The organism is Paenibacillus taichungensis (genome assembly GCF_013359905.1).
GTDB lineage: Bacteria > Bacillota > Bacilli > Paenibacillales > Paenibacillaceae > Paenibacillus > Paenibacillus taichungensis.
Genome location: NZ_JABMCC010000108.1, coordinates 209,722 through 235,242 on the forward strand (window position 1 = coordinate 209,722; position 25,521 = coordinate 235,242).

Below are 25,521 nucleotides of genomic sequence, written 5' to 3' on the forward strand. Positions count from 1 at the left end.
ATAGGCGAAGCACTAATTAATCAACTTTTTCATTTTGGCTCGATTGTATTGATTAATAAGACCGTCCAGAACTACAGATTGCTGGATGACTTCAGGATGAAGCAAACTGCCGTATTCCGACTGCAAGCGGTGAAGCTGTTGTCTGGCTTCTTCGATCTGTGACATTAACTCCAGGCAATCCATAGTACCCCTCCTTTTTGTCATATTTTAGTTTATTATGCCAATCGATAGGCCGCAAGGGGTACGACATACTTATTCTTCCACCAGACGCAAAAAAAGACGCCTCTGAATGAATATTCAGAAGCGTCCCTTGGTTTAGGCTTATGTCCCTAAACCGTGGTCATTAGTTCGGTAAATTGAAGGGTTCGGAACTTCCTCAGTGGGGACAGGTCCAATAACAGGAGCAACGATGTTCACCACTATACTACATGTAACTATCAGCAAAGCCAGCTTTCTCTTCATTGAGTTTCTGCACCTCACTAATTAAAATTTTGTACTGCTGTATAGCTGTGTCAGACGCATAATCCCTATATTGCTCAAATAGCCCGACACCTCTAAGCATACCTCGTCCGTCGCTAATTTCAAGTGAAAACCTCAAACTATTAAGAACAAAATCTATTCCCTTGGCAAATTCATCTTTTTTAAGGTAATAGGTTCCCAATCCTGCCAACAGCCGAACATAACGATCATCCGTTACCTGTTTGCTAACTTTCCCAATTCGATTACTTTGTTCTTGATAAGTGAAGTAGGATTCGTATTCCTTTAGTACATAGTCAATATTCATATCATAGCGGTTTGCAGCAGTTACAATGTCACATAGTGCAGGGAAAATCTCATTTTCCTTCGTTGAGATGTAATCGAGATAGTCAGGCAATATCTCAAACTGTCCAGCCATTAATTGATATATATAGCGATTTCCTTCAGCCCATTCCTGGAATTGATTAATGACAACCATCTCATCCGGATCAGGCTTTTTCACCCAACTGTAGTCCGTATATAAAGAAACATATTTCAGTGCAATTTCATAATTATTTAGATGGAAGTTAGCACTTCCAGATGCCAAATAGGCATACATAATATAAAAGATAATCGGTCGTTTCGTCTCTTCCTGTTTCCGTCTTCCATTCAACTCATAATGAATGGTCGCTTTTACTTTTAACTTTTCTGAGAGCTCCTGAACCTTGCTCCACCTGTGAAGAGATGCGAAGGCATTGATCAGTTCGTTGAGCGCATCCAGCTGATAGCGTTCATCCAGCCGATCCACATAGTATTCGAATTGGGCCGCAATGATTAAATTTCGTTGCTGATCATTGCTCAGCCCCAATCTGAATAGTCGATACTGACATAGTGCAAGCCGTTCGGAGTGTTGCATTTTCTCACTTTCGGCTATCGTTTCATATAGTAGAACGGCCGGTTTGAATTTACCAGCATGGTAGAATTCTTCAGCCAGATCAAATAACAAAGGAATATAAGATAGATTATCCATCATCAACCGGATAACATCTTCAATACAATTCAATTTATTCAATTCTGCACATCGATGAAGGAATGGTCCCAGTCTTCGCCAGTCAGGGGCAGCATGGACAAAACACTCATCTATATACAATTCATAGAAGTAACCTTCTTCAAGTCTCATAGCTGAAGTGATTCGATCCAGCTGCTGCATCGCAATCGGACGATTCTTGTTCAAAATGTTGCTCAGCGTACCCGAGTTAATTCCTGACGTTTCCGAAAAAAGACTAATGGACATCTGCTCACGCTTCAGATAACTCTCTAAATGATCGCGTATCGTGGTTGTCGGCTCCAAACTAACACCACCCTCCAAAATAAAAAACCATAAACAGGATTAACGGTATGCAAAAGTAATTATATGTAATAATTAAGCAAGGGTCAATAAGATAAATTCAACTAATTTGTATTAATTACAAAATAATCCTTTTGTTAAAATAGAGGCCCTACCCTTATTTTATACCGGGAACGAATAAGCATCAAATAAAGGATAAAATAAAAACACGAGCGCTATATACGCTCGTGTTTTATATGCAATACAGCAGATCATTCTGCTATGTATTGATTTGGGTTTAAGGCAGCACATTGCCAGCTGCACGATAGATTTCGTACCACTCTTGGCGTGTAAGGTGAACATCGCCAGCTTTGATGCAATCCTGCAAACGCTGGATGTTCATTGTACCTGTCACTGGCTGCATTTGTGCCGGGTGACGCAGCAACCAGGCAATTGCGATGGTCGTGTTGCTCACTTCATATTTTGCAGCAATCTCGTCGATCTTCGCATTCAGTTCCGGGAACTTATCACTGCCCAGGAATACGCCTTCAAAGAAACCGTATTGGAACGGGGACCATGGTTGAATCGTGATATCATGCAGGCGGCAATAATCAAGAATACTGCCATCACGGTTAACCGCGGCATCGTTCTCCATATTTACGTTGATTCCACTATCAATCATCGTGGTATTGGTAATACTCAACTGCAGCTGGTTGGCTACCAGTGGCTGTTTAACGTATTTTTTCAACAGTTCGATCTGGTTCGGATTCTGGTTGGATACCCCGAAGTGACGCACTTTGCCTTCGCGTTCCAGCTGATCAAAGGCTTCAGCTACTTCTTCCGGTTCCACCAAGGTGTCCGGGCGATGCAGCAATAAAACATCCAGGTAATCGGTTTTCAAGCGTTGCAGAATGCCATCCACCGAATTCAAGATGTGCTCTTTGGAGAAATCAAACATGCCTTTGCGGATACCGCATTTGGATTGAAGAATCATATTTTCACGAACTTGGGGATTCATCTGCACAGCCTCTGCAAAGATCTCCTCACAAGCCCCGTTTCCATAAATATCAGCATGGTCGAAGAAGTTCGCGCCTGCTTCCATGGCGGAATGAACAAAATGTTCAGCTTCTTTGCTGCTTAATGAATTAATTCTCATGCAGCCAACGGCTACAACCGGTATTTCAAGTGCGCTGCTGCCAAGTTTAATTGTTCTCAAGATGATTTCCCTCCATATTCGAATAGTATCGTACATTCATTCTCATGATCTTTGCCAACTAGTATATACTTGTCTTCCGTCTATGATTGTGACACAGAACTGCAATCGGTTTCAATGGAATTTTAGATTTCTTATATGGAATAATGGAGGTTTTTTTCTGCATCGTTCCTCCACCTATACTTCTTCCGGAACTATCACTTCAATATGCCGAGGCAATACACTGATTTGAATGGGCAGAGAGGGCCCTTCTTCTCCATCCACATTTGTGCGAATGGCTTCTGTAGAACGGACGTGAACTTCTTTTGCCGTAAAATAATCAACATCCTTATGATTCTTCAGATTGCCAAACAACAGGGACGTTCCGAGTGTTACCGTATTAAAGACATTCATGCTACGGATTACAAAACAATGTATTAATCCATCATCCATCGCTGCTTCCGGGGACAATTTCTCAAAACCTCCAACCGAATTGGTCAGTGCCGCGAGAAAAAGTGGAGACTCCCCTTCCCAGAACTGCCCATCATACTCAATAGTGAGTGGCTTGGCCGGTGTGTTCATCAAATCTTTCAATCCTTCTTTCAAATAAGCGAATGAACCCAGCTTCGACTTCTCTTCAGAGGATACCGAGAATAACGCCTCTGCCAATGAACCCGCTGCCACCACGTTAGCAAACAGACGATCGTTGATTTTACCAAGATCCACCTTATGGATCTGCTCCGAACGTAACTGCCGAATGGCTTCCTCCGGATCAAGCGAGATATTCAGCGCACGCGCAAAATCATTCACCGTACCCAGCGGCACCACTCCCAGTCTGGGACGATGCTCCTGATCCATCATGCCGTTAATCGTCTCATGCAGCGTCCCATCCCCTCCGATGGAAATGACGAGATCACAGCCATCTTTGCAGGCACTCAGACAGTAGTTGGTCGCATCACCCTCACCAGCCGTCTCATTGACCACCACTTCATACTGCTGTGATTCAAGAATTTCTTGTACCTGGGACACATATTGCTGAGCCTCTTCTTTACCCGACGATGGATTACTAATGATCATGGCTTGGCGCATACCTGCATCTTCTCCTCCAAATGGCTTTCTTACTTCATCTATACCCTTTCTGCCATGGAGTTGAATAGCATCTGGGGGAGTTGTACAATTTTTTTTGAAAAAGATGACTGGAAGAGTGCAGTATGGGGTTTGTATCATATAGAATAGAAGTAGATGTTCTGCCTGTCATGAATTTCTTGTTCCTTTTGCCCCATGATGGGTTAATAACTATAGATGTGTTTATCTATTATATCTGTCCATATCGTAACTATAGTAGTTTACCGACATAAATTGGTACTCACAAATTACATAAGAACGGTACACTTACCTATCATCAAAATCGGAATCGGAGGGAATTCATGCAATGAGAAGAATGACTCTACTATTTCTAGTCTTCATCCTGAGTCTCGGGGCGGCTGGGCAAGCGATGGCCTATACTACGGCAGACTTGGGCGAAGGAATCATCAAAGATCCTGCACTAGAGAACGGACTGAAGCTGATTCTGAACAAACCGGTAGATTCCCCGCTAACCTCTTCCGATCTGGAGCAGTTGAACGTAGTGGATCTCAGCAATGCAGGCATTCAAAGCCTGTCCGGCCTGGAATACGCCACGAATCTGACACACCTCCGGTTATATGGCAATGAGATTGAAGACCTAACACCGCTGGCGCATCTGACTCAGCTTCGCGAGGTTGACGTTCGCAATAACTACATTACATCGATTGATGCACTCGCTGATTTGAAAGACCTGGGACGGCTGTATATCAGCAACAATTCCATTTCTTCCATAGAAGTTGTACGTGGATTCACCCGTTTACATACGTTTCACGCCAGCGGCAACCAGATTACCAGTCTCTCCGCACTGGCGGATGCAGATGATCTTCAATGGCTTGAAATCTCGAATAATGCGATAACGTACCTGACACCACTGGCGGATAAAAGAAAACTGAAACAGCTCAATGTGGCCAACAACCACATTCATACACTGGATGTACTGGCTGATCTGCCGAATACACTTCAGAAGCTGAATGTGGCAGGCAACGAGATCTCCGATCTGATGCCCTTGAAGCATTTGACACGCCTGCAGGCGCTAGACTTCTCCGGGAATCAGGTTCAGCATCTGGCACCCTTGGAAGACCTGGTAGGGTTGAAAGAACTGAATGCGGAGTCCAATCAGATCTATGATCTGGAGCCGTTACGCCAGCTGTCCAAGCTGGAAGTACTGAAACTGTCCAATAACCGGGTGTGGGATCTGTCACCGATTGCCGGTTTTACTTTTACAAGAAACAGCTCTGCAAATACAAATACGATAACGGATATCTCGGCTTCCACTTCCTTATCCTCCGGTACGCAGACCTCGGTCTCTGAACCGGAACCTGCCGGACTCACGGTACAAAATAATTATCTGGATGTTGCGAGCGGCAGTGACACGATGCGCCTGCTAAACCAGATGAATGTGCGGGAGCAGAAACGTACTCCACAGGGCAGCTTCCAGCGGCTTATTGAAGGATCTACCACAGCCTATGTCGGGGATCGTGCTTACGCACTGGAGGCTGCCCCCTTTATCGATGAAGGACGGACCTATGTACCACTCCGCTTTGTCTCCGAGCAATTGAATGCCAGCGTGAACTGGAATCCGGATACACAGGAGGTTCAGATTGCGCAGAATGGTACAGTGGTTCGGTGGACCGTGGGCAACAAACAGGTGATTGTAGACGATACACTTGCGATAAACGATGCACCACTGTTGATGAAGGATGGAAAGGCGTTTGTCCCGGTACGTTTTATTTCGGAGCAATTCAATACGACGATTGCGTATATCGGAAGCAGCAAAACGATTCTGATCTTCGAAAACAAAGCGCAGGCCGAGAATGTACAGCCTTAATTAAGCCAAGCATCATCAAGCACCGAGCACTTATCTCAACTTTTCTCAAATGCACAATTACATGCACAGCGAAGTCCCCGTCTGAACATCAGCGGGGATTTTTGGTGAGCAGTATACAAGATACGAGCTGGCAGTAATACGATTGGCGGAATAGCGATTATTTAATCAAAAAAACGGATGCTGCCCAGGGTCTGCCTGTATTCACTGGGACTCATGCCAGTCCATCTTCTGAACTGCCGACTGAAGTGCGCAAGACTGGAATACCCAAGCATGGTGGCAACCCGAGTGAGATTAAGATCAGGCTGGTGTATCAGCTGCTTGGCTTCGTGAAGCTTCAGTTCGGACAAATATCTGCGCGGAGAGATGCCGTATACTTTCTGAAATGTCTCCAGTGCATATCCAGGGCTGATTTGAAGCGAGGCCGCAATCTCTTCAATCCGAATTTCCTTATCCCCCAGCCCTTCCCGCTGGATGTTCCCGGCATTGAAACGGCTTTTGATTGCCTCGGCAATCAGTGTTGCATAGTGCGCCACAGTAGGCGATACGCCTTCTTGGGAACGGGAGGAGCTTTGCTCTGCCAATATCGCCAAAATCTCCAACAAACCAGCCTGCATACGGAACAAATCTGATGTTGTATATTCTTCTTTGTGCTGAAGCAGATCCACCCATTTCATCATGACTTCCGTTAATCGCTGATTATCCTCGCCGCCACATGGAAACAACATCTGCACATGTCTACTCATCTCCTGGCGAAACAGAATCTCATCAACATTGAAATGGGCAATAAAGTAGGTAAGCCCTTGCTCCTGATTACATTCATTGGTATGTTTGCACCCAGGCGGGATGAGCAATATATCTCCTGCGTGGAGATCATAACGAATATTCTCCAGTATCGTCGTCTGCGACCCTTCCAGAATCAATATCAATTCAAAGGCCAAATGCGATTCCAGCGGCACTTGCCAGCCCTGTTTCACCTTCTGCATATGAGCACCAAACAGCTTGACGTTCCAGTCCGTCGCAGGTAGCCATCGGCTCTCCGGAGATAGATAAGAACGGTATGATTCAGGAATGATCATGCATTTCACCACCTTGGATTAGGGCAAATTTTACGCGGTTCAGCGTATCTTCTTTTGCAAAGGGACTTGATATACTGACTGTACATCATACCTGAGATTCAAGCGAGGAGGAAATTCCAATGTCCCTGACATTACATGGTTATTCCACTACACCAGATCATGCGTGGAAAGAGATTTCTTATACAACTACAAATGAAAACGCTAACTTAAAGCTCACAGGTGAACAGCATCAGCTTGTAGAAGGATTTGGCGGTTGCTTTAATGAGCTTGGTTATATTGCCCTGTCCCACTTGAATGAGGAGCAGCGTCATGACGTATTTCATTCCCTCTTCCACCCGGAAGGAGAACATAAATTCAACATCTGTCGCCTGCCCATTGGCGCGAGTGATTATGCAGAGCAATGGTACAGTCACAATGAGGTGGACGGCGATGTGGCCATGGAACATTTTTCGATCGAACGCGATTTCAAATATCTGATTCCATACATCAAAGAGGCCCTGACCTATAATTCGAATCTGCAATTCTTCGCCTCACCGTGGAGCCCACCTACCTGGATGAAGTCACCAAAAGCCTATAACTATGGAACGCTGCGCTGGGAGAAGGATATTCTGGAAGCTTATGCGCTGTATTTCGTCAAATTCGTACAGGCGTACAAGGACGCTGGCATTACCATCCATCAGGTCCATGTACAAAACGAAGTCATCGCGGATCAGAAATTCCCTTCCTGCATGTGGACAGGTGAGCAGCTGCGTGAGTTTATCGCCGATTACCTGGGCCCTGCTTTTGATCAGCACGGTCTGGATACGGAAATTTGGCTGGGAACGATCAACGCACCTGATCCATGGGAAGAATTGATCAAAAAGAAAACAAATGATTTTGACGAATATGCCGGACTGGTGCTTAGTGATCCCAAAGCCTACGCCTATATCAAGGGAGTCGGTTATCAGTGGGCAGGCAAAAATGCCATCCAACGTACAGCCGCGAGCTACCCGGAGCTTCGTTACATGCAGACCGAGAATGAGTGCGGTGACGGTAACAACTCGTGGAACTACGCCAAGTATGTATTTAATCTGTACCAGCACTATTTCAGTAATGGAGTGAATGCGTATATTTACTGGAACATGGTTCTGGAGCCAAAAGGCCGCAGCACATGGGGGTGGGAGCAAAACTCTATGATTACGGTAGACCCGGATGCCAAAGGAATCATTCGGAATCCCGAGTATTATGTGATGAAGCATTTTGCTCATGATGTCGTGCCTGGTGCACGAAGAGTCGGACTGTCTGGAGCCTGGAGTGGCAAAGCCGTGGCTTTCCGCAACCCGGACAATAGTCTCGTCATTGTCATCAACAATCCGTTCAAGGACAGCCGGGACCTGCATTTGGCGTATGAAGGACAGACACTCCGGTTCGAGCTGGAGGCGGATTCCTTCAACAGTATTATCATTCCTCAATCCTAATACCCATTCAAACCACGAAATAGCGTCATGTCGCCCTACTTGATGTGGGCACATGACGCTATATTTTTGTGTAAGCTATGGAAAGAAATGATTCTGTAAATGGTTCTGCCTGCCTAGCTTAAGGATTGTTCGCAAGATAATTTCTCAGCCATTGCAGCGCTGGACGTTCTGTACCATTCGTATTCACCAAATGGGAACCGCTCACCCAAGTCTGACCTTGATTGAAGCCCCACAACGTCACACCTTTAACGGCCGAATGCTGCCAGAGGACAGGGAATTTCTGCTGGTAGCGCTGCAGCTGTGTGTTATCATCGCCGGTTATATCCAGTTCGGATACATAGATCGGCAATCCGGTTGCCGCAAGTTTGTTCAATACAGTGTTCATTGTGCTGGTAGAGACGTTATCCATATTAAAGTAATGGCACTGGATGCCGATGCCGTCAATCAGGCCTCTGTTCTTCAAAATATTGATGATCTGAACGTATTGATCAGCTGCATTCGGATCGCCAATAATCCCATATTCGTTCAGCAGGAGCTTGGCATTCGGGAAAGCTTGTCTTGCTTGCTCAAAAGACCAAATAACCCAGTCCCACCCTGTCGCTCCATCACCACCAATGGCGTTACGATAGGAAGGTTTGGCATGTAATGGTTCATTGACTACATCGACAAACGCTGATTTGGAATATCTCTGGCCTGCTGCCTTGATCCACTGGATTACTTCAGCCTTCTGATCTGCAGCGGAGAGTCCACTAATCCAACCTGGCTCCTGACTTCCCCAGACAAGCGTGTGAAACTTGAACGGAAATCCATTGTTGTTGGCATAATTGTAGGCGATATCCGCCTGAGACCAGTTCATATTGTTACGCGTGGCTTCGACTGCGCCCCATTTCGTTGAATTCTCCGGGGTTACCTGGTTCCAATAGGGACTGAAATTGGAGGGAACACTGCTTGCAATGATATTGCCCAAAAACTTGCTTCCTTTGGCCAAACCTGCACTCACACTGCCAACGGCTACTGAGGTAGCGAGCACACCTACCAAAGCCAGTGAACCGACAGTCTTAAACCATTTGGACTTGAACATGATCTTCCTCCTTTGAATTTTAGTATTCGATTTATTAGTAAGCGCTTACAAATCCCATTTTACTGGATAAATATGTAATCGTCCACGTAGAAAGTATAGCTTGTCCCTCAGAAAGTATAGATGTTGGGGCACTAAAATGGTGACTTATCTAAAATGAGTTACATTTTATTATATTTACAAATCTATAAATATAGATATAATGTAATTCTGAGAACTTATTATATCGGCCGTATATTTTTCTATAGGTAAGGAGGCTTTTTTTAGTCCATTATATCTATTTTTCTATATATATAAATTAATTTGGAGGTCTACACTTTACATGAAATCGAAATCACAACAGGTTAATCCGTTACTCATCCTCATTCTGGCGCTGGGTGTGTTCGCCATCATCACTACAGAAGTAGGCATTATCGGAGTGCTTCCGTTGATCACACAGAAATTCAACATCACCGCTGCACAAGCTGGGTGGCTGGTAAGTATTTTCGCTCTCGTCGTTGCCGTTTCTGGCCCTTTTCTGACTTTGCTTGTATCTGGTATCAATCGTAAAACCATTTTGTTAACTGCCGTGCTGTTGTTTGCCATTTCCAACGTAGTATATGCCTACACAACCCGGTTCGACATGATGCTAATCTTTCGGATTATCCCGGCCATTTTCCATCCGATCTTCTTCTCCGTTGCTCTCGTCACGGGTGCCAAGCTGGTCCCACCGGAAAAAAGCAGTCAGGCCGTTGCCAAAGTGTTTACCGGGATCACTGCCGGCTTTGCATTTGGCGTGCCCTTAACTTCCTACCTTGCAGAACGCTTCTCGTTGGAGGTTGCGTTCTGGTTCGGAGCGGTTGTCAGTCTCATTGCTTTCATCGGTATATGGATTTGGCTGCCCTCAATGCCTGTGCAAGAGAAGATGTCTTATGGCAAACAGATCGGCATTTTGCGTAAACCTGCACTGTGGCTAAATATTGCTACTGTCATTTTTATTTTTGCAGCGATGTTCTCCGTATACAGTTATTTCGCCGAATACCTAGGGCAAGTCACCCAAATGGGCGGTTCATGGATTAGTGTGATGCTCTTGGCCTTTGGTGTTATTATGATTGCCGGAAATTTGGTATTCGGACAGCTTCTGCATCGGAATATTCCGAGAACTGTTCTCCTCTTCCCGGTGCTATACATGGCGGCTTATTTACTCGTTTTCTATGCAGGTTCCTATTTCATTCCGATGATTATCATGGTGTTCGTCTGGGGTGCGATTCACTCTGGCGGTCTGATTGTCAGCCAAACTTGGCTTACGACGGAGTCTCAGGAAGCACCTGAATTCGGAAATAGCCTCTTTGTCTCTTTCTCTAATCTGGGGATTACCCTCGGAACCTCCATTGGTGGCTGGTTCATTGCCCAACTTGGAATTCATCAGGTCATCTGGAGCGGAATAATCTTTGGTCTGCTTGCTTTGGTATCCATCGTTGTCAAAATAAAATTTTTCACCTCTCGTAGTCGTAGTTCAATAGAGACGGTTTAAAAGTTAAGTGCCCAGCGTCATCTACAATCAAATATGATTTGGGTGTTGTTGAGGAAGAAGTTTAAACATATAAAGAGACGTGTAGAGACTACTCTAATCATTTCCAGTGAATTCCTATCGGATGATCCAGAGTAGTCTCTTTTATTTGTCATTTTGTGGTTTACATTTACCAAATGTTTATCTAGTATTAACTCCAATGATACATATCTTTACATAACACTAGATAACAAGGGAGATTACAACATGCGCAAATTTTCACCAAAACGTTACGCCGGATGGCCCTTATCATTCCTCTTATGTGCCTCCATCCTCTTCGCACCTTTTGCCTCCACTCCGGCTCAGGCTGCTGAAGCAGACAAGGAAACCAAGATTACATTGTTGGGAACATCGGACATTCATGGCCGATTTATGCCGTGGGACTATGCCCTGGACGGTCCAAATCCAACCGGCAGCATGACGCAGTTGTATACGATCGTGAAAAAAGTACGTGCTGAGAATCCAAATACGATTCTGTTGGATGCAGGCGATATGATTCAGGACAATTCTGCTGAACTGTTCAACGATCAACCTCAATCTCCCATGATGGTCGCAATGAACGAAATGAAATATGACGCATGGGTCATGGGGAATCATGAATTTAACTTTGGATTGGACGTATTAGAGAAGATTTCCTCACAGTTCAAGGGACAACCCTTGGTAGGTAACATTTTCAAAGAAAACGGCGACCGCTACATGCCTGCTTATACGATTATTGAGAAGGACGGTATCAAGGTTGGCGTCATCGGAATGAACACACCTATGATTACCGAGTTCGAAAAAGGTACGGATCACCTGGACGGCATCATTGTCAAAGACCCGGTAGAGGAGACCAAGAAGGCCATCGCTGAGCTGAAAGGCAAAGTGGACGTCATGGTTGGACTTATGCATATGGGGCTCGATAACGAGAACGGGAACCCGGGCACCGGGGTTACGGATATTGCCAATGCCAACCCGGAGCTGGCTGCTATTTTTGCCGGACACATGCATACGCTGATTGAATCCCAAACGGTTAACGGCGTATTGATCTCCGAGCCGAACAAATATGGTTCACACATTTCACGGATTGACCTCACGTTTGCCAAAGAAGGCGACAAGGTTGTACTGAAAAGCAAGGAAGCACAAGCACTCGCTGTAAAAGCAGCTGATGGCTCTTATGAAGTGTCCGATCCCGGACTGGAAGATACACTGCATCCGTTCCACGAGTTCGCTCGTGCCGATGCCAACATTGAAGTAGCCGAGCTAAAAGGAACCAATCTGGTACCAGCAGATGAGATCAAGGGCATTCCTGCTGTGCAGATTCAGGAGACACCACTCTCTGACTTCTTCACTGAAGTCATGCTGCATTATAGCGATGCCGATGTTGTCGCTCACCAGATCGATAACGATAAGGCCAAGCTGGATGTCGGACCGATCAAGAAAAAGGATATTGCGTTCAACTACCAATTTACCTTTGGTGAAGTAACGGTATATGAAGTGACCGGACGTGATCTGAAGGATTACATGGAATGGTCTGCGGGTTATTTTAACTCCACACGCCCTGGTGATGTGACGATCAGTTTTGATCCGAAACGACGTGCTTCCAAATACAGCACCGACGATTTCTTTGGCGGGGTGACGTATGAAATTGACCTGACCAAGCCTTACGGCAGTCGGATTACGAACCTCAAATACAGCAATGGCAAAGTGATTAAAGAAGAAGATACACTCAAGCTCGGCATGAATGCCTACCGGATGGAAGCCCTGATTGCCAAAGGTGGGGCACTGGAAGGACGTAAGTTCAAGCAATTGTGGTCCTCCAAGGATGCTTCGGCATTTGGCGAGATTCAAGGTACGATCCGTAATCTGTCCATTGCTTATCTCAAAGACGTGATGAAAGGCGTTTATGAACCGAAAATCCAGCACAACTGGAAAATCACGGGTGTTGATCTGACAGCACCTGCACGTGCAGATATCGTAGAGCTGATTAATGATGGCATCATGTCTGTTCCGACAACGGAAGATGGCAAGTATACCAATATTGCGTCCATTAACATTTTGGATGCGGTGACTGAAGAAGAAATGACTGCACTTGCCGCCAAAGCGAACGTAAGTATCGCGAAATTCTCTGGCGTAAAAACCAAAGGTGAGTTCTATCAAGAGCTGAATAAAGCTCGCAAGGCGTCCACTGGCAGTGCTGAGGAAGAGACTAATACACCTGAGAAGCCGACAACACCAACGGTACCGAAACCAGACACATCGAAACCCGGCAAACCATCTACATCACCAAGTACAGGTAAACCGGGTACAGTCGTAAAAGGTAAACAAGCCAAGGTTACTGCAGCCTACCTGAACATGCGCTCTAGCGCTTCATCCAAAGCCAAAGTAGTTACTGCCGTACCGAAAGGCACCGTCCTTGAAGTAATCAGTACAGATAAGTATGGTTGGGTCAAAGTGAAACTGGATGGACGCGTAGCTTATGTCTACGGAAAATATGTAAGTATGCTGAAATAGATTGAAAGACCTCCTCCACAATGCATGTGGAAGAGGTCTTTTCTTTTTTGGATATTAGAGCCATACGTTACGTGTCCACCTACTCCTGCGCCAAGCTTCGAACCTTTTTCACAAACTGATCCAGCTTGATTCCATTCGTTTGTTTGGTGAATTCAAGCGCCTCATTGGAGAACCCTTCGTAGGCAGAAAGGACATAATCCCCATCGACGATATAGTACGTGCCATAACGAGAGGAGTAATAACCTCCACGTTGCTCGGACTCTACTCCCTTTTTGATTGCTGTAACTATTCTCTGACCAGGCATAAGTTTTGGATCGAACGCCGCAAACGCTGCGTTATAGAACAGAAATGTTTCCTTGGCTACATCTCCTCCTGTAATCACTTCGTGCACCTTTACTTTGTAAGAGACGAACTCAGCTTCGTAGGGAGTCATTCCCGTAGTCTCCTGCTTTTCTGTCATTGTGCGTTCGGGTGTATCTGGTTCAGTGGTTATCACCATGCTGAAATCCGGAAGAACGCTCACAACCTCTGCCACAACAACTGCATCTGCGAAGTCCATGATCTCTCTAAAGGTCACTTTTTTCATCCATGGAGTCACGAGAGACTGTGGTGAGAATGGGTACTCCTCCCTCAGCTCCTGTAACCGTTTTTGGGAGAGAACATCTAAAAAATCTGATTCAGCATCCGAGTTAGAAAAAGAGGCCGAGCAACCCAATAGACCGAATGTTAACGTGATTGCAAACAACCAACACACTACACGAAGTTGTGTCACGCACCCTTCTCCTCCCAGCGTTTCCTCAACCTTATATTAATCCCGCTTAACGTCCCAGCTCGCAAGCATGCCTCTCGCCATTTCCATATTGGATTCTTCCCCAGTGATTAATGCAAACTGCGCAACGATTGCCGGGTATGCCGCCCACTGCTCCCGAATATGCTCCAGCATCCGCGGCCATGTCCTTCCCCCTGCCTTCTCATAGCGATTAAGCAAATTCCGTAAGCCTTCCTCTTCGAAGAGCGCATAATAGATGACAAAATCCTTACCCGGGTCGGCAATCTCTGCCTCCGTCCAATCAATCAGCCCGGTAACCCGCTGGGCATCGTCGACGATAATGTGCGGCGGATGCAGATCACCGTGATTGAACGTTGAGTGTTCAGGCCAATAGCTGTCCGTTGTCAGCCAAGCTTCCCACCGCTTGGACAGTTGTTCTGGCACCTCAAAGCTTTGTTTAATCTCTTCAATATTGGCTGCAAAAGCTTCACGAGCTTCTGTAGGCGTCTTGCTGCGCACTCCGCCCTTTATCGCCTCATCAGGATCAATGTTATGCAATGCCACTAGTGAAGTAGCGAGCGAATCGAAGAAATCGTCGGATAAGCTATCCTGTGAAAATCGCCATGCGTATCCTCCCCCTGCCGGATCAACGACCGCAATCGGTTCTCCATCAAGTAAAGGATAAGCGATCAGTTCCGGTGTACAAATCCGCCACTCTGGTACCTCTACCGGCAGACGGCTTTTAACAACCTCCAGCACCTTGCGCTCATTTTCGGCTCTTTCCCATACATCCTCGCGCCGTGGCTGGCGCAGTATCCACTGTTGTCCCTGTTCATCGGTGGCAAACGCTACCCGAAAGTCCATACCGGACTCGTTAATTTTCATGGATTCCTCAGCAATATGAAGCCCATTCTGTGCAGCTAAAGATGTTAGTTCCTTTTGAAATTCCAACTGCTCATTCACGTTCAATTTTGTCATTTCAGGCTCTCCCCTTTTCCTCAATAAAATAAAAAACACAGACATCCATGCCTGTGCAGTTCATTTCGGATATTGGGTGTACCTGAATGCTCGCCAAAAAAATAGTAGTACACTAAAGAACCACTCTTAAAGAGCGTTTCTTTAATGACTAGCGGCATACGTGTAAATAGGCAAACCGATCCCGATGAGCTGCACACAGGCAGAAATACAGCAAGCGCAAACAAACGTTTCGCCATACTATCTCAATCGGAAAAAATTTACCACACATATCCCTCCGTTCCGTAAGTTAACCATATGTTAACATATTCCATTTTCTAGTTCCAGCTTAAATAGCAGTTTTTCTGTTATTTTTTAAGCGATGTGTAGGAACCTTGGTAGCTCAAAAACCGTCATACGTATAGATACATTACAAAGAATGAGGTGAGCAACGAATGTCCATTGTGCGAAAATTATCCCTAATGCCGCTCATTTTACTTCTGTTAACGCTAGGATGTTCAGAAGAATCAGCAGAAAAGGAGGAGGGGAAAGCTTCTGTTAGCGGGGTGATCACGGATTTTTATGAAGAAAAGGGACAGGTCCTCATCGATAATGAAGAAGATAACGGTAATAAATCAGGCCCCATCTTGATTTCTCTTCATACAAATGCCGAACTTATCATTGAAGGAGAGATTGTCGCAGCACCTTTGGATGATACACTGGTTGGTCGAAGTGCAGATGTATGGACAGGTGGGGTTATCGCCAAATCTTATCCTCCGCAGACTAAGGCTTTGAAGATGGTCATCCATTAATAGAAAGCATAACATTCGATACATTTCGTTTCACGTGGAACGCTTTGATACACCTTCCCCCTTCGGAGGTAAGCCACTTCCCATAGGTGCTGCTCACAGTTTTTCTCGGAAAATGAAGTTTGGCAGCATTAAACTAGATGATTATAGCAATTACTCCGTTAGCGCATCTATATATAGAGTATAATGAAGAGGTATACGATAAATGTACGGTGCAATGCTTATATGTAAGCATATCGCAAAATGCGATTCCAAACGCCCCTGTATTCAAAACTAACGTAAAAGAGGTTAACGATGAGTAAGCAACAATTTAAAGATTATGGACTTGGCGAAGAAATCGTAAAAGCGCTGGATAGCCTGGGCTATGAAACCCCAACGGAGGTTCAAACCAAAGTTATTCCAGTTGCCCTTGAAAATAAAGATCTTGTAGTCAAATCCCAAACAGGCAGCGGGAAAACAGCCGCCTACGGTATTCCAGTCTGTGAGCTGGTAGATTGGAACGAAAATAAACCGCAGGCTTTGATTCTCACGCCAACCCGCGAGTTGGCTTTGCAAGTGAACGAAGATATTACCAATATCGGACGCTTTAAGCGTATTAAAGCAACCGCACTATACGGTCAGTCTCCTTTTCATGTTCAAAAAGCCGAGTTAAAACAAAGAACGCATGTCGCTGTAGGCACACCGGGACGGGTACTGGACCATATCGAACGTGGCACCCTGCCGCTGGATCGGATCTCATACCTTGTCATTGACGAGGCCGATGAGATGCTGAACATGGGCTTCATCGAGACGGTGCAATCCATTATTCAAGCACTGCCTAGCGAGCGAGTGACGATGTTATTTTCCGCTACGTTCCCTGAAGATGTAGCCAAGCTGTCTCGCAAATACATGAACAATCCGGTGGAGATTGAGATCAAGGCAAGTGGTCTTACCACAGCAACGATTGAACATGCCGTGATTCACGTGCCAGAGGTGAACAAAACGGCGCTGCTTCAAGACCTGTTTATTGTTGAAAATCCAGATAGCTGTATCGTGTTCTGTCGTACGCAGGAGAACGTGGATAAACTGTTCCGTGTCATGGCTGACCTCGATTATCCAGCGGATCGCATCCACGGAGGCATGGAACAAGATGAGCGCATCGAAGTGATGAATGCATTCAGAAGAGGACAATTCCGTTATCTGATTGCAACGGATGTAGCCGCACGCGGAATTGATATCACGAATATTACCCATGTCATCAACTACGATATTCCTTTGGAAAAAGAGGGATACGTACACCGTACAGGTCGTACAGGTCGCGCTGGTAAAACAGGCAAAGCCTTTACCTTGGTTACCCCGAAGGATGGCAGACGTCTGGCCGAGATCGAATCTTATATCGGATTTGAGATCCCTGTCGTTAAAGCTCCTTCCGAGGAAGCTGTTGACCGTCGTCGGGAAGAGTTCGAGAAGCGTTTGAAGATCGTGCCTGAACGCAAAAAGGACAAGCGTGAACAGTTGAACCAACAGATCATGAAGCTGAACTTCAACGGAGGCAAGAAAAAGAAACTCCGTGCGGTAGACTTCGTGGGCACCATCGCCAAGATTGAAGGCGTCACTGCAGACGACATCGGGATTATTACCATTCTGGATAATGTAACCGATGTGGAAATTCTGAACGGCAAAGGCCCACTCGTGCTTGAGGTTATGCAGAATACAACGATCAAAAAGATGCAGCTCAAGGTTCGCAAAGGTCATAAATAGATTTTGAATCTTTTTAAATAGAGTGTTATTCAAAAAGGGATAGTGGCTTATTTTATAAGTCTACAATCCCTTTTTTTATATATTGAATGAGGTAAATTACTCGCTATCGCCGCTATATTCGGGATAAAGTTCCATTTGTTCATCAGGGTACACATTGTTCACTTGTACAAGATTCCATTTTAATTACACTAAATATGTAAACGCTTCACAAAGGACCGATATTAGGAGGTGTGTGTAATGGGCAATAGGAAAGCAGTCTGGTTTCTGGTCTTCGCGCTCACGCTAACCATGTTTGGCATTCATCCCGAACGGACCAGTGCGGCAAGCGTGACCATCACTAACGGTTCCGATTGGCTGGATACCGCAGGCAACCCCATTCAGGCCAATAGCGGAAACATTCTGAAAGTCGGTAGCACGTATTATTGGTACGGCGAGCATGCGGTCGGTGGCAAGTTTGACAGCGTTAATGTCTATACTTCAACCGATCTGAAGAATTGGACGTTCAGCAATGCCATTCTGACCAAGGATTCAGCCACCGAGCTGGCCTCCAGCAAAATCGAACGTCCCAAAGTCATCTACAACGCCGCCACAAAGCAGTATGTGCTATGGGCACATTACGAGAACGGTACAGATTACAATCTGGGACGGGTCGCGGTAGCAACGAGTAGCACACCAAACGGTAAATTCACGTATGAGGGAAGTTTTCGGCCTTTGGATTACGAGTCACGCGACATGACTGTTTTTGTAGATACAGACGGTACAGGTTATCTGATCACAGCATCCCGCAAGAATGGCGGGGCCAATGATACCATGGCTATTTTCAAAATGAATGCCAGCTATACCGGTGTGGAATCCTTTGTGGGTTGGCAATTCGAGAACGCCTATCGCGAAGCTCCTGCCGTTGTGAAAAAGGGCAATCGATATTACCTCTTCACCTCCCAGGCTGCTGGCTGGTATCCGAATCAGGGCGCGTATGCAACCGCATCGTCTATGACAGGCACATGGTCCGCTCTTACACCTTATGGCAATCCATCGGCCTTCGGCTCCCAGATCCATGATATTGCCACGATTACAGGCAGCAACACCACATCGTATATTTATATGGGCGACCGCTGGAATCCACTCAATCTTGGTGAACATAAACATATTTGGCTTCCTTTAACCTTGAATGATTCAAACGGAACCGCCTCACTGGAATGGTACAAAGAGTGGAATATCGATGCTGTAACAGGCACGGTAACGCCACCTTCTCTTGTTAATCATGCCCAAGGCAAAACAGCTACCGCCATCTCCACAGCCTCTGGCTCAACTGCATCCAATGTTAATGACGGCAACTATCAGACTTCTTGGACAGCGTCGTCCAATACTTGGCCAGCCTGGTGGCAGGTCGATTTCGGTGCACCGAAGACTATCACAGAGATCGATATCTCCTGGTTTATGTATAAAGGATCGGAAGGCTATTATAAGTACAAAATTGAGATCAGCAACGATGGCGTCAACTACTCTTCGCTGGATCGAACCAGCAATACCACCTATGGGTTTACGACCGACGCTGTTCATTTTACCGCCCGGTATGTACGTATCAATATGGTCAACGCTGTCCTGTGGAACAATCCGGGTAACTGGTACACCCCAACCCTTCACGAGGTCAAAATGCTAGGCCCAGCAACACCTGATGCGACGAATTACAGCCGTTTCAGCTCCTTCAATTATCCGGATCGGTACATCCGTCATTCCAACTTCACTGCACGGATCGACGCCAACGTCTCACCTGTACTGGATTCCCAGTTCCGCGTTGTAACCGGCTTGGCAAGCTCTACAGGCATCTCCCTGGAGTCCATCAACTTCCCTGGCTACTTCCTGAAGCGCAATGCCAGCAACAAAATCTTACTTGAAGCGTACACGGATACCGCCACCTACAAAGGAGATGCCACTTTCCTGAGCAGCGCCGGCTGGGCTGACAGCTCCAAAGTATCCCTCCAGTCGTACAGCCAGCCCGGATACTACATCCGGCATTACGACTATGTATTGCAGCTGGATGCCATCAATGCCTCCAGTAGTGCAACGGTGAAGAGTGATGCCACGTTTGGGCGAGCTGATTTTTAGTTTAGAAATTGGAGATGAGAATGCACATCCACATCTCGGGAGAGAGGCTGCTTCTTCAGGAATCTTAACTGGAGACGTGGCCTCGTTTGCTATATAAAATTTGTGATTGGTGTGTACGAGGAAGCGCTGAACCCATTTGACTACACCAGTCCATCATTGGCTGGAAGACTTATTGACGATATCCAAGAATGCCTTCATATTGTATGTGTCGTCCTGAATACGCCATTCTCCTTGTTCTTGTAAAAAGGTAATCTCCCCTTCTAACGGAATGGTCTTCGTTTCTACTCCATCATAATTCGTGAATACCAAATTTAGCGTGTACTCCACGAGCATCCAATCATTTTTACTTTCTTTCATCTTTGCCTTTATATCTTCAGCATGCAGTGACGCATCTTCTTTGTCTGCCACCTGAAAAGGCAAACCCATACTGTTTCTTTCAAGATTCCGTTCAGTCAGGAAGGGCTTCAAGATCTCTTTTTTGGCTAGCACCTTTTCTACGGTTAATAATTCTTCACCCTTCGTGTTATCCACTGCAAACTCCGCCTTTTTATATTCCAAGCTCATTTCAAGAGCCTGCTGCTCTTCCTGGGCAGATGCCTTTTGGTTCGTCAATATACTCAACTGACTCGTTGAAGATGGAGCTGGCTCTTGAATACTTTCGGGTTTTGGGGACTCGTTACACCCCATCATTACGACAGACATCAGAGTAACTGTTCCGATGATATAATTTAATTTACGCAAAATCATCCTCCATCCTGTGCGTTCTTGTTATTGACTACAGCTGAATACATAAGCAGGCGGCAGGTTACGGTACACCCTTGTCATGCTTACGTTTTCGAAAAATTGCTTGAGTAATCCCCGTTTAAGTAACGTGTACTGAAAAGTAATGAACTTGCCATCTTGTTTCAAATATTGCCTTGATTTAGATAAAATGTCCAGTGATACCTCCGCAGGCAGACTCGCAAAAGGCAGTCCGGATACAATGTAATCAACCTTATCCAGTCCATATTGTTGTATGTGCTGATCGACATGCACGGCAGAATCGTGAATGATGTGTACATTCGGAAGATGACCGTACTTTTTGCGAAGCAACTGGCAGAAGCGGGCGTTGTTTTCAATCAGGATCAGAACCGTCCCTGGCTGCATGTTCGCAAGCAGCATTTCCGTAAATACCCCCGTGCCTGGCCCATACTCCACAATGCATGATGCACGGTCAAATGCGATGTCTTTCACCATTTTAGCTGCTAGATATTTTGAGCTGGGGGCAATGGCCCCAATCCATCGGGGACCCTGGATGTATTGCTTCAAAAAGGATAACCACTCCATGCTGTCCGACCCCCTAAGTTGATTTCTGAGATCCGTATAGAATTCAAATCTGAAGAAGCAGTCGATGAAACTAAGAAGAATAATGAAGATTTGCGACCTTGGCATGCTATATCATATTCCGGAAGGACAAACCTTGCGAATGCTGCTGGTTAAAAGCGTAGAAATATCCACAAACAAAAAAAGAGCCTACCAGATTACTTTTTAGGCCCTTAGATATAATCAAATATATTATCTAAAATAAAGATTAACGGTTTGAAAATCTGAAGATCAACTTTTCTCCATCATGCGTTTGGTCCTGAAGCTCCACATAGTTTCCCTGGGTATAGTTCGATACAGTTTTTCGCCAAAAGTGTTGACCTACTTTATTTTTCTCCGAAGGATTCGTGAACAACTCCCACCGGCCCCGATACCTCTGGAATACCTCTTTTGCAGCGTGCTCTGCAATCCCCACACCTCTGAATGGCTGCATTAGAAAGAATTCATGTACAAAGAAATCCGTGTCTGCCGAACAATGCGGCGCAGTAGCAACAAATATGAAACCTGCTGGTACGCCATCTACTCTAATCAAAAATGCATAGAGGACATTCGGTTTTTCCCACCATATGTTCTGGACATCATATTGATCTTGCAACGTTTTATAATCATCACCCATTTCGAAAATCCCATGTTGATTCGGAGTGTGTTCTGTTTTCAGCCCATAATGTCCGGATAAATCATGAAGGTATAGAGGATACATGTTTTTGATGATATATGCCTCATGGTTATGCGCTAACTGTACTTCAATTTTCATGTTGTTCCCCCACAGATAACGTAATGTTTTGTTAGTAACAGTTCTATAAACTCATTGTATTGGTCTCCTTTCGCACAATATAGGCAGCAAACCATTTAAACTAATCCCTACACAAAAAGCCACATTCGATATCTCGAATGCAGCTCTAACCCTTAAATCACTTTTTGGAATATACAATTTTCTTAATGCTGTCGATGGACAAACAATATTTTTCTATGAGTTGGTCGATGGACATGCCCGCAGCGAATAGCTGGCGAATCTCATCGTTTCTTTGCTTCAAAATCATCCGACTGCCCGAACTCTCGCCCCACTTTTGATGGGTTTCCTTCGGTTTAGGGATATACACCAATCCACCAGGAATGTGGCGCTGGATCTCCTTTAGCAATGATTCCGGAAAGATCGTGTCTGCGTTAATATATTTCATATTTGCTCCGCTCCTTAAAAGTTAAGATCTTTAAGGCAGCAGAGTCAACCGATGAACACTTGTTATACGCATTATAGTGGTGTGGCGGAAATAGATTTCAAGCTCTATACAAACAACCGCCGTTGTTCATCGCATGGACTCTGCATAGAGCGGATCGTGAAACTTCTTATGAATTGAATCATGGTAGCCCCCCATTCGGTGAATCCTATATTAGTTACTTTCATGGTACTCTTATATGTTCCATATGAGAACACAATATCCTTTACAACATTCAGTACTGGTTCAAACTCCGCTCCAGCATCTCTCTCACTTGTTGTTGCAGCTCCAGCGGCTCAATCACCTTCACTTCTGGTCCGTAGGAGAGCAGCTTCCGCGCTGTAAAAGGAAACTCCTCAGGAGGGACAAGTCCTCTCCACTCATTCCCTTCAACCGACTTGAACAGAACATCTGATCCTGCCATTCTCGCCCCAAAATCCGTGAATTGTAGTACGACTTCTACGCTTTTTCTGTTTTCCTTATAATTCAGCCACTCTTTCAAACTAGGAACCGACTCGTCGATAGAATCCAGCATAACCAGCTCCTGCATTCGATCCACTCGATACAACAGCACCCGATCCTTCCTCCGGGCTGGCATATACCAATACCCGTGATCGTAATAGATGCCTATGGGGAAAGCCTGTACTTTTTTATGTCCCTGCCGGGAATGATATATAAATTCGATCTCTCTTTTATCTACTGCCGCGCTTAATATCTCTGTTGTTAGTGCCTCGACCTGCACAGCATGATGTTGAAGGAACGTAATGTGCTGCCTCATCCGTGTAATCAGATCCTGTACATCCTGAGGTAAAGTTGAATAATATTCCTCGGCGAGATGCTCACGAATCGATCCATACGGAAAATCCGGGACGTTCTCCAAATATTCAATCATCATAAACAAACCCAACGCCTCATGCTGTGTGAGTTGAAGAGGTGGCAAAATCCGATTAGGAAGCACTCGATAACCCCCGTTCACTCCAACCTCCGTATACAAAGGAAAGCCCAACTCCTGCAGATCATTCAGATCTCGCTGGATCGTACGGATCGACACCTGAAAACGCTCCGCCAATTCACGAGCCGTAAACTTCTTTCTCGAATCCATGAGTCGCATTAATGCGAGTTTTCGATTATTCATATTCACCCCACCTAACTACGTCAACTTTTGTCATAGTTGGAGTGTATCATACATTTCAGAAGGGAGCGATTGATATGTCTAACAATAAAGTTGTGCTATATATTGCGATGAGTCTGGATGGATACATTGCAAGACCGGATGGTTCGGTGGATTGGCTGTTCGATGTGGAAGGTGATGGTGGCGATAACGGGTATGGCGAGTTCTATTCAACGATTGGATCGGTGGTTATGGGACGTCTTACGTATGAAGAGGTGCTCAAGCTGTCAGAGGATTTCCCCTATGCGGATCGCCCGACATATGTACTTTCCCGTTCCCAACAAGCCCCTGCTCCACACGTACAATTTACGGACGAAGCTGTAGAGAACCTGATTCCTCGGTTGAAGCAGGACTCCAGCGGTGACATTTGGATTGTTGGCGGAGGCCAGCTGGTGCAAGCCGTTCTGGAACAACACTTGCTCGATGAGGTTGAGATTGCCATTATTCCGAAGGTTCTGGGTGAAGGAATTCCCCTCTTTCCAATAGGAACGGTACCAACTCATTTCAAAATGATTCATACGTACACGCTGGGGCAGATCATTTCGATCCGCTATCAGGTACAAGGGAAGTAACTTTAGCGTAGTTAACACATCCCTTTCGATGTATAAGGTGTACTAAAAGAAGAGCCAGGCCTCTCTAACTAAGAGAGGTCTGGCTCTTCCGATTTCAAATGTAAATTAAAATTTATTTTAAAATTTCCTTTAGATATTCCGCTAACGCATCAGCAGTTCTTCGATGAGATAACTCACCCGGATGGCTTCTGGCGCCTACCGTCTCCTCGTTCGTATTGGGAAGCTGTATCACCGAGACTTTCGTATCTCCAGCCTGTTTCGTATAAGCGTCAACAGCACGATAAATCGCTGGCATCATCGGGAACCCAAGCATGCCGTATGCCCATACGAGATGCGCCTCAGGATTGTTTTTTCGAAGTTGAATTAGGAATCGGGTCGCAGCATTCTCAAAAACAGCAAGATCCTCTTCATGGTAAGTCCCGTCTGCGTTAAGGCGTTGCTTGTACACCTTTCCGGTAGCGGGGTCCTTCCATGCCGGGGTTTGAAAAGCTCCTCCATCATTGCTTCCCAGGTTAATCACCACTACATCTGGCTGCCAGGCGTTAAAATCATGCTTGTCCCCTGCCCCAAGCGCTGCGTTCTTATCTCCGGTCACCAATCCACAGATTTGCTCGTAATAAGCAGGGATATTTGCATTCGGATTGTTATCCCAACTCGTCAGCACACCCCAGCCGCTCTGTGAGATGACGCGGTATTCTGCATTCAGCGTTTCTGCTGTCATGGCCGTATAATTATGTATGGCGCTGAACCACATCGGAATCCAATCTTCTTCCGCTTTGGCTCCAATTGCGCCTTCTCCGGATGTAATACTGTCGCCGATAAATTCAATCTTGTACGGTCTCTTCTCAACAGGCACGAAGACACCATCGGACTTCACTGCATTAATCTGCAAGGAACAGCCCGGATCTCCATTCATGGCCTGTACATCTTTGACGATGCGTACATTTTTCACCACATTCTCGTTCATTCCTCGGAATACGCAGATCCAATACCTTCCCGCCGTTAACATCTGTCTGCTCACCGGGACACCGTTAATCAGAATGCTGATCCAAGGTTCATACAGGTCATAATCAGATTCGAATTCCACCCACAACTCAGAGCCTTTTACATTAAGTTCAACCGCACTTCCAGTCCAAAACAAGGTTAGGGGCGACCGTTGTCCTGTCGTTCTGCCATGTACTTTAAGATTGCTGACATCAGATAACGCGTACGTCTGTAATTTCTCATTAGCCTTCACGATGTA

General features: G+C 45.6%; 22 protein-coding genes. 8 read left to right on the forward strand and 14 right to left on the reverse strand.

The genetic code is table 11. The annotated features are described in order from the left end of the window. Positions 1-12 precede the first annotated feature (12 nt). The 4 genes from HP548_RS13620 to HP548_RS13635 form a co-directional block, all read right to left on the reverse strand. Positions 13-183 (reverse strand): aspartyl-phosphate phosphatase Spo0E family protein, encoded by a 171-nt coding sequence (locus HP548_RS13620; protein ID WP_076287270.1) that lies wholly within the window; start codon positions 181-183, stop codon positions 13-15. A gap of 241 nt (positions 184-424) precedes the next feature. Next, entirely contained in the window at positions 425-1,807 is a 1,383-nt protein-coding gene (locus HP548_RS13625; RefSeq protein ID WP_175381970.1) for a transcriptional regulator, read from the reverse strand. A gap of 274 nt (positions 1,808-2,081) precedes the next feature. After that, entirely contained in the window at positions 2,082-2,999 is a 918-nt protein-coding gene (locus HP548_RS13630) for an aldo/keto reductase (RefSeq protein WP_063565845.1), read from the reverse strand. Positions 3,000-3,173: 174 nt separating this feature from the next. Then, complete coding sequence (locus tag HP548_RS13635; RefSeq protein ID WP_175381971.1) at positions 3,174-4,064, reverse strand: diacylglycerol/lipid kinase family protein; 891 nt, start codon at positions 4,062-4,064, stop codon at positions 3,174-3,176. A gap of 343 nt (positions 4,065-4,407) precedes the next feature. Here HP548_RS13635 and HP548_RS13640 point away from each other — a divergent pair, with 343 nt between their 5' ends. After that, on the forward strand, positions 4,408-5,928 hold the full coding sequence (locus HP548_RS13640) for a leucine-rich repeat domain-containing protein (RefSeq protein ID WP_175381972.1): 1,521 nt from the start codon (positions 4,408-4,410) through the stop codon (positions 5,926-5,928). A gap of 161 nt (positions 5,929-6,089) precedes the next feature. On the opposite strand, the gene HP548_RS13645 is transcribed toward HP548_RS13640, so the two are convergent. Continuing rightward, entirely contained in the window at positions 6,090-7,004 is a 915-nt protein-coding gene (locus HP548_RS13645; protein ID WP_175381973.1) for an AraC family transcriptional regulator, read from the reverse strand. Positions 7,005-7,123: 119 nt separating this feature from the next. Here HP548_RS13645 and HP548_RS13650 point away from each other — a divergent pair, with 119 nt between their 5' ends. Beyond that, positions 7,124-8,461 (forward strand): glycoside hydrolase family 30 protein, encoded by a 1,338-nt coding sequence (locus HP548_RS13650; RefSeq protein WP_175381974.1) that lies wholly within the window; start codon positions 7,124-7,126, stop codon positions 8,459-8,461. Between the two features lie 118 nt (positions 8,462-8,579). Here HP548_RS13650 and HP548_RS13655 read toward each other — a convergent pair whose 3' ends face one another. After that, complete coding sequence (locus HP548_RS13655) at positions 8,580-9,542, reverse strand: endo-1,4-beta-xylanase (protein WP_175381975.1); 963 nt, start codon at positions 9,540-9,542, stop codon at positions 8,580-8,582. 319 nt (positions 9,543-9,861) lie between these two features. Between HP548_RS13655 and HP548_RS13660 the strand changes: the two genes are divergently transcribed. Beyond that, positions 9,862-11,052: an MFS transporter gene (locus HP548_RS13660; RefSeq protein ID WP_175381976.1), complete on the forward strand. Its 1,191-nt coding sequence runs from the start codon at positions 9,862-9,864 to the stop codon at positions 11,050-11,052. Between the two features lie 243 nt (positions 11,053-11,295). Then, positions 11,296-13,581: a 5'-nucleotidase C-terminal domain-containing protein gene (locus tag HP548_RS13665; protein ID WP_175381977.1), complete on the forward strand. Its 2,286-nt coding sequence runs from the start codon at positions 11,296-11,298 to the stop codon at positions 13,579-13,581. Between the two features lie 79 nt (positions 13,582-13,660). On the opposite strand, the gene HP548_RS13670 is transcribed toward HP548_RS13665, so the two are convergent. Together HP548_RS13670 and HP548_RS13675 are read right to left on the reverse strand one after the other, a co-directional pair. Further along, positions 13,661-14,353: a hypothetical protein gene (locus HP548_RS13670; protein ID WP_175381978.1), complete on the reverse strand. Its 693-nt coding sequence runs from the start codon at positions 14,351-14,353 to the stop codon at positions 13,661-13,663. Positions 14,354-14,389: 36 nt separating this feature from the next. Beyond that, positions 14,390-15,328, reverse strand: a complete 939-nt coding sequence (locus HP548_RS13675; protein WP_175381979.1) for a macrolide 2'-phosphotransferase — start codon at positions 15,326-15,328, stop codon at positions 14,390-14,392. Positions 15,329-15,759: 431 nt separating this feature from the next. Here HP548_RS13675 and HP548_RS13680 point away from each other — a divergent pair, with 431 nt between their 5' ends. The 3 genes from HP548_RS13680 to HP548_RS13690 all read left to right on the forward strand — a co-directional run bounded on the left by HP548_RS13680 (position 15,760) and on the right by HP548_RS13690 (position 19,959). Beyond that, positions 15,760-16,116, forward strand: a complete 357-nt coding sequence (locus tag HP548_RS13680; RefSeq protein WP_175381980.1) for a hypothetical protein — start codon at positions 15,760-15,762, stop codon at positions 16,114-16,116. Between the two features lie 291 nt (positions 16,117-16,407). Beyond that, the gene (locus tag HP548_RS13685) at positions 16,408-17,853 is read left to right on the forward strand and encodes a DEAD/DEAH box helicase (protein ID WP_175381981.1); all 1,446 of its coding nucleotides are present in this window, start codon (positions 16,408-16,410) and stop codon (positions 17,851-17,853) included. 288 nt (positions 17,854-18,141) lie between these two features. After that, complete coding sequence (locus HP548_RS13690; RefSeq protein WP_246318062.1) at positions 18,142-19,959, forward strand: AbfB domain-containing protein; 1,818 nt, start codon at positions 18,142-18,144, stop codon at positions 19,957-19,959. Between the two features lie 153 nt (positions 19,960-20,112). Here the strand turns inward: HP548_RS13690 and HP548_RS13695 are convergent, their stop codons facing one another. From HP548_RS13695 to HP548_RS13715, 5 genes are all read right to left on the reverse strand, one after another. Beyond that, entirely contained in the window at positions 20,113-20,700 is a 588-nt protein-coding gene (locus HP548_RS13695; RefSeq protein WP_175381983.1) for a hypothetical protein, read from the reverse strand. A 27-nt stretch (positions 20,701-20,727) separates the two neighbouring features. Continuing rightward, positions 20,728-21,285, reverse strand: coding sequence for a class I SAM-dependent methyltransferase (locus tag HP548_RS13700; protein WP_175381984.1), 558 nt, complete (start codon positions 21,283-21,285; stop codon positions 20,728-20,730). A gap of 244 nt (positions 21,286-21,529) precedes the next feature. Beyond that, a complete protein-coding gene (locus tag HP548_RS13705; RefSeq protein WP_175381985.1) occupies positions 21,530-22,075 on the reverse strand; it encodes a GNAT family N-acetyltransferase in 546 nt (181 codons plus the stop codon). Positions 22,076-22,232: 157 nt separating this feature from the next. Beyond that, positions 22,233-22,499, reverse strand: a complete 267-nt coding sequence (locus HP548_RS13710) for a CD3324 family protein (RefSeq protein WP_099857844.1) — start codon at positions 22,497-22,499, stop codon at positions 22,233-22,235. Between the two features lie 271 nt (positions 22,500-22,770). Next, positions 22,771-23,670, reverse strand: coding sequence for a helix-turn-helix transcriptional regulator (locus HP548_RS13715; RefSeq protein WP_175381986.1), 900 nt, complete (start codon positions 23,668-23,670; stop codon positions 22,771-22,773). 74 nt (positions 23,671-23,744) lie between these two features. Here HP548_RS13715 and HP548_RS13720 point away from each other — a divergent pair, with 74 nt between their 5' ends. Further along, on the forward strand, positions 23,745-24,278 hold the full coding sequence (locus HP548_RS13720) for a dihydrofolate reductase family protein (protein WP_217504702.1): 534 nt from the start codon (positions 23,745-23,747) through the stop codon (positions 24,276-24,278). A 112-nt stretch (positions 24,279-24,390) separates the two neighbouring features. On the opposite strand, the gene HP548_RS13725 is transcribed toward HP548_RS13720, so the two are convergent. Further along, complete coding sequence (locus HP548_RS13725) at positions 24,391-25,515, reverse strand: GDSL-type esterase/lipase family protein (protein WP_175381987.1); 1,125 nt, start codon at positions 25,513-25,515, stop codon at positions 24,391-24,393. Between the last annotated feature and the right edge of the window lie 6 nt (positions 25,516-25,521).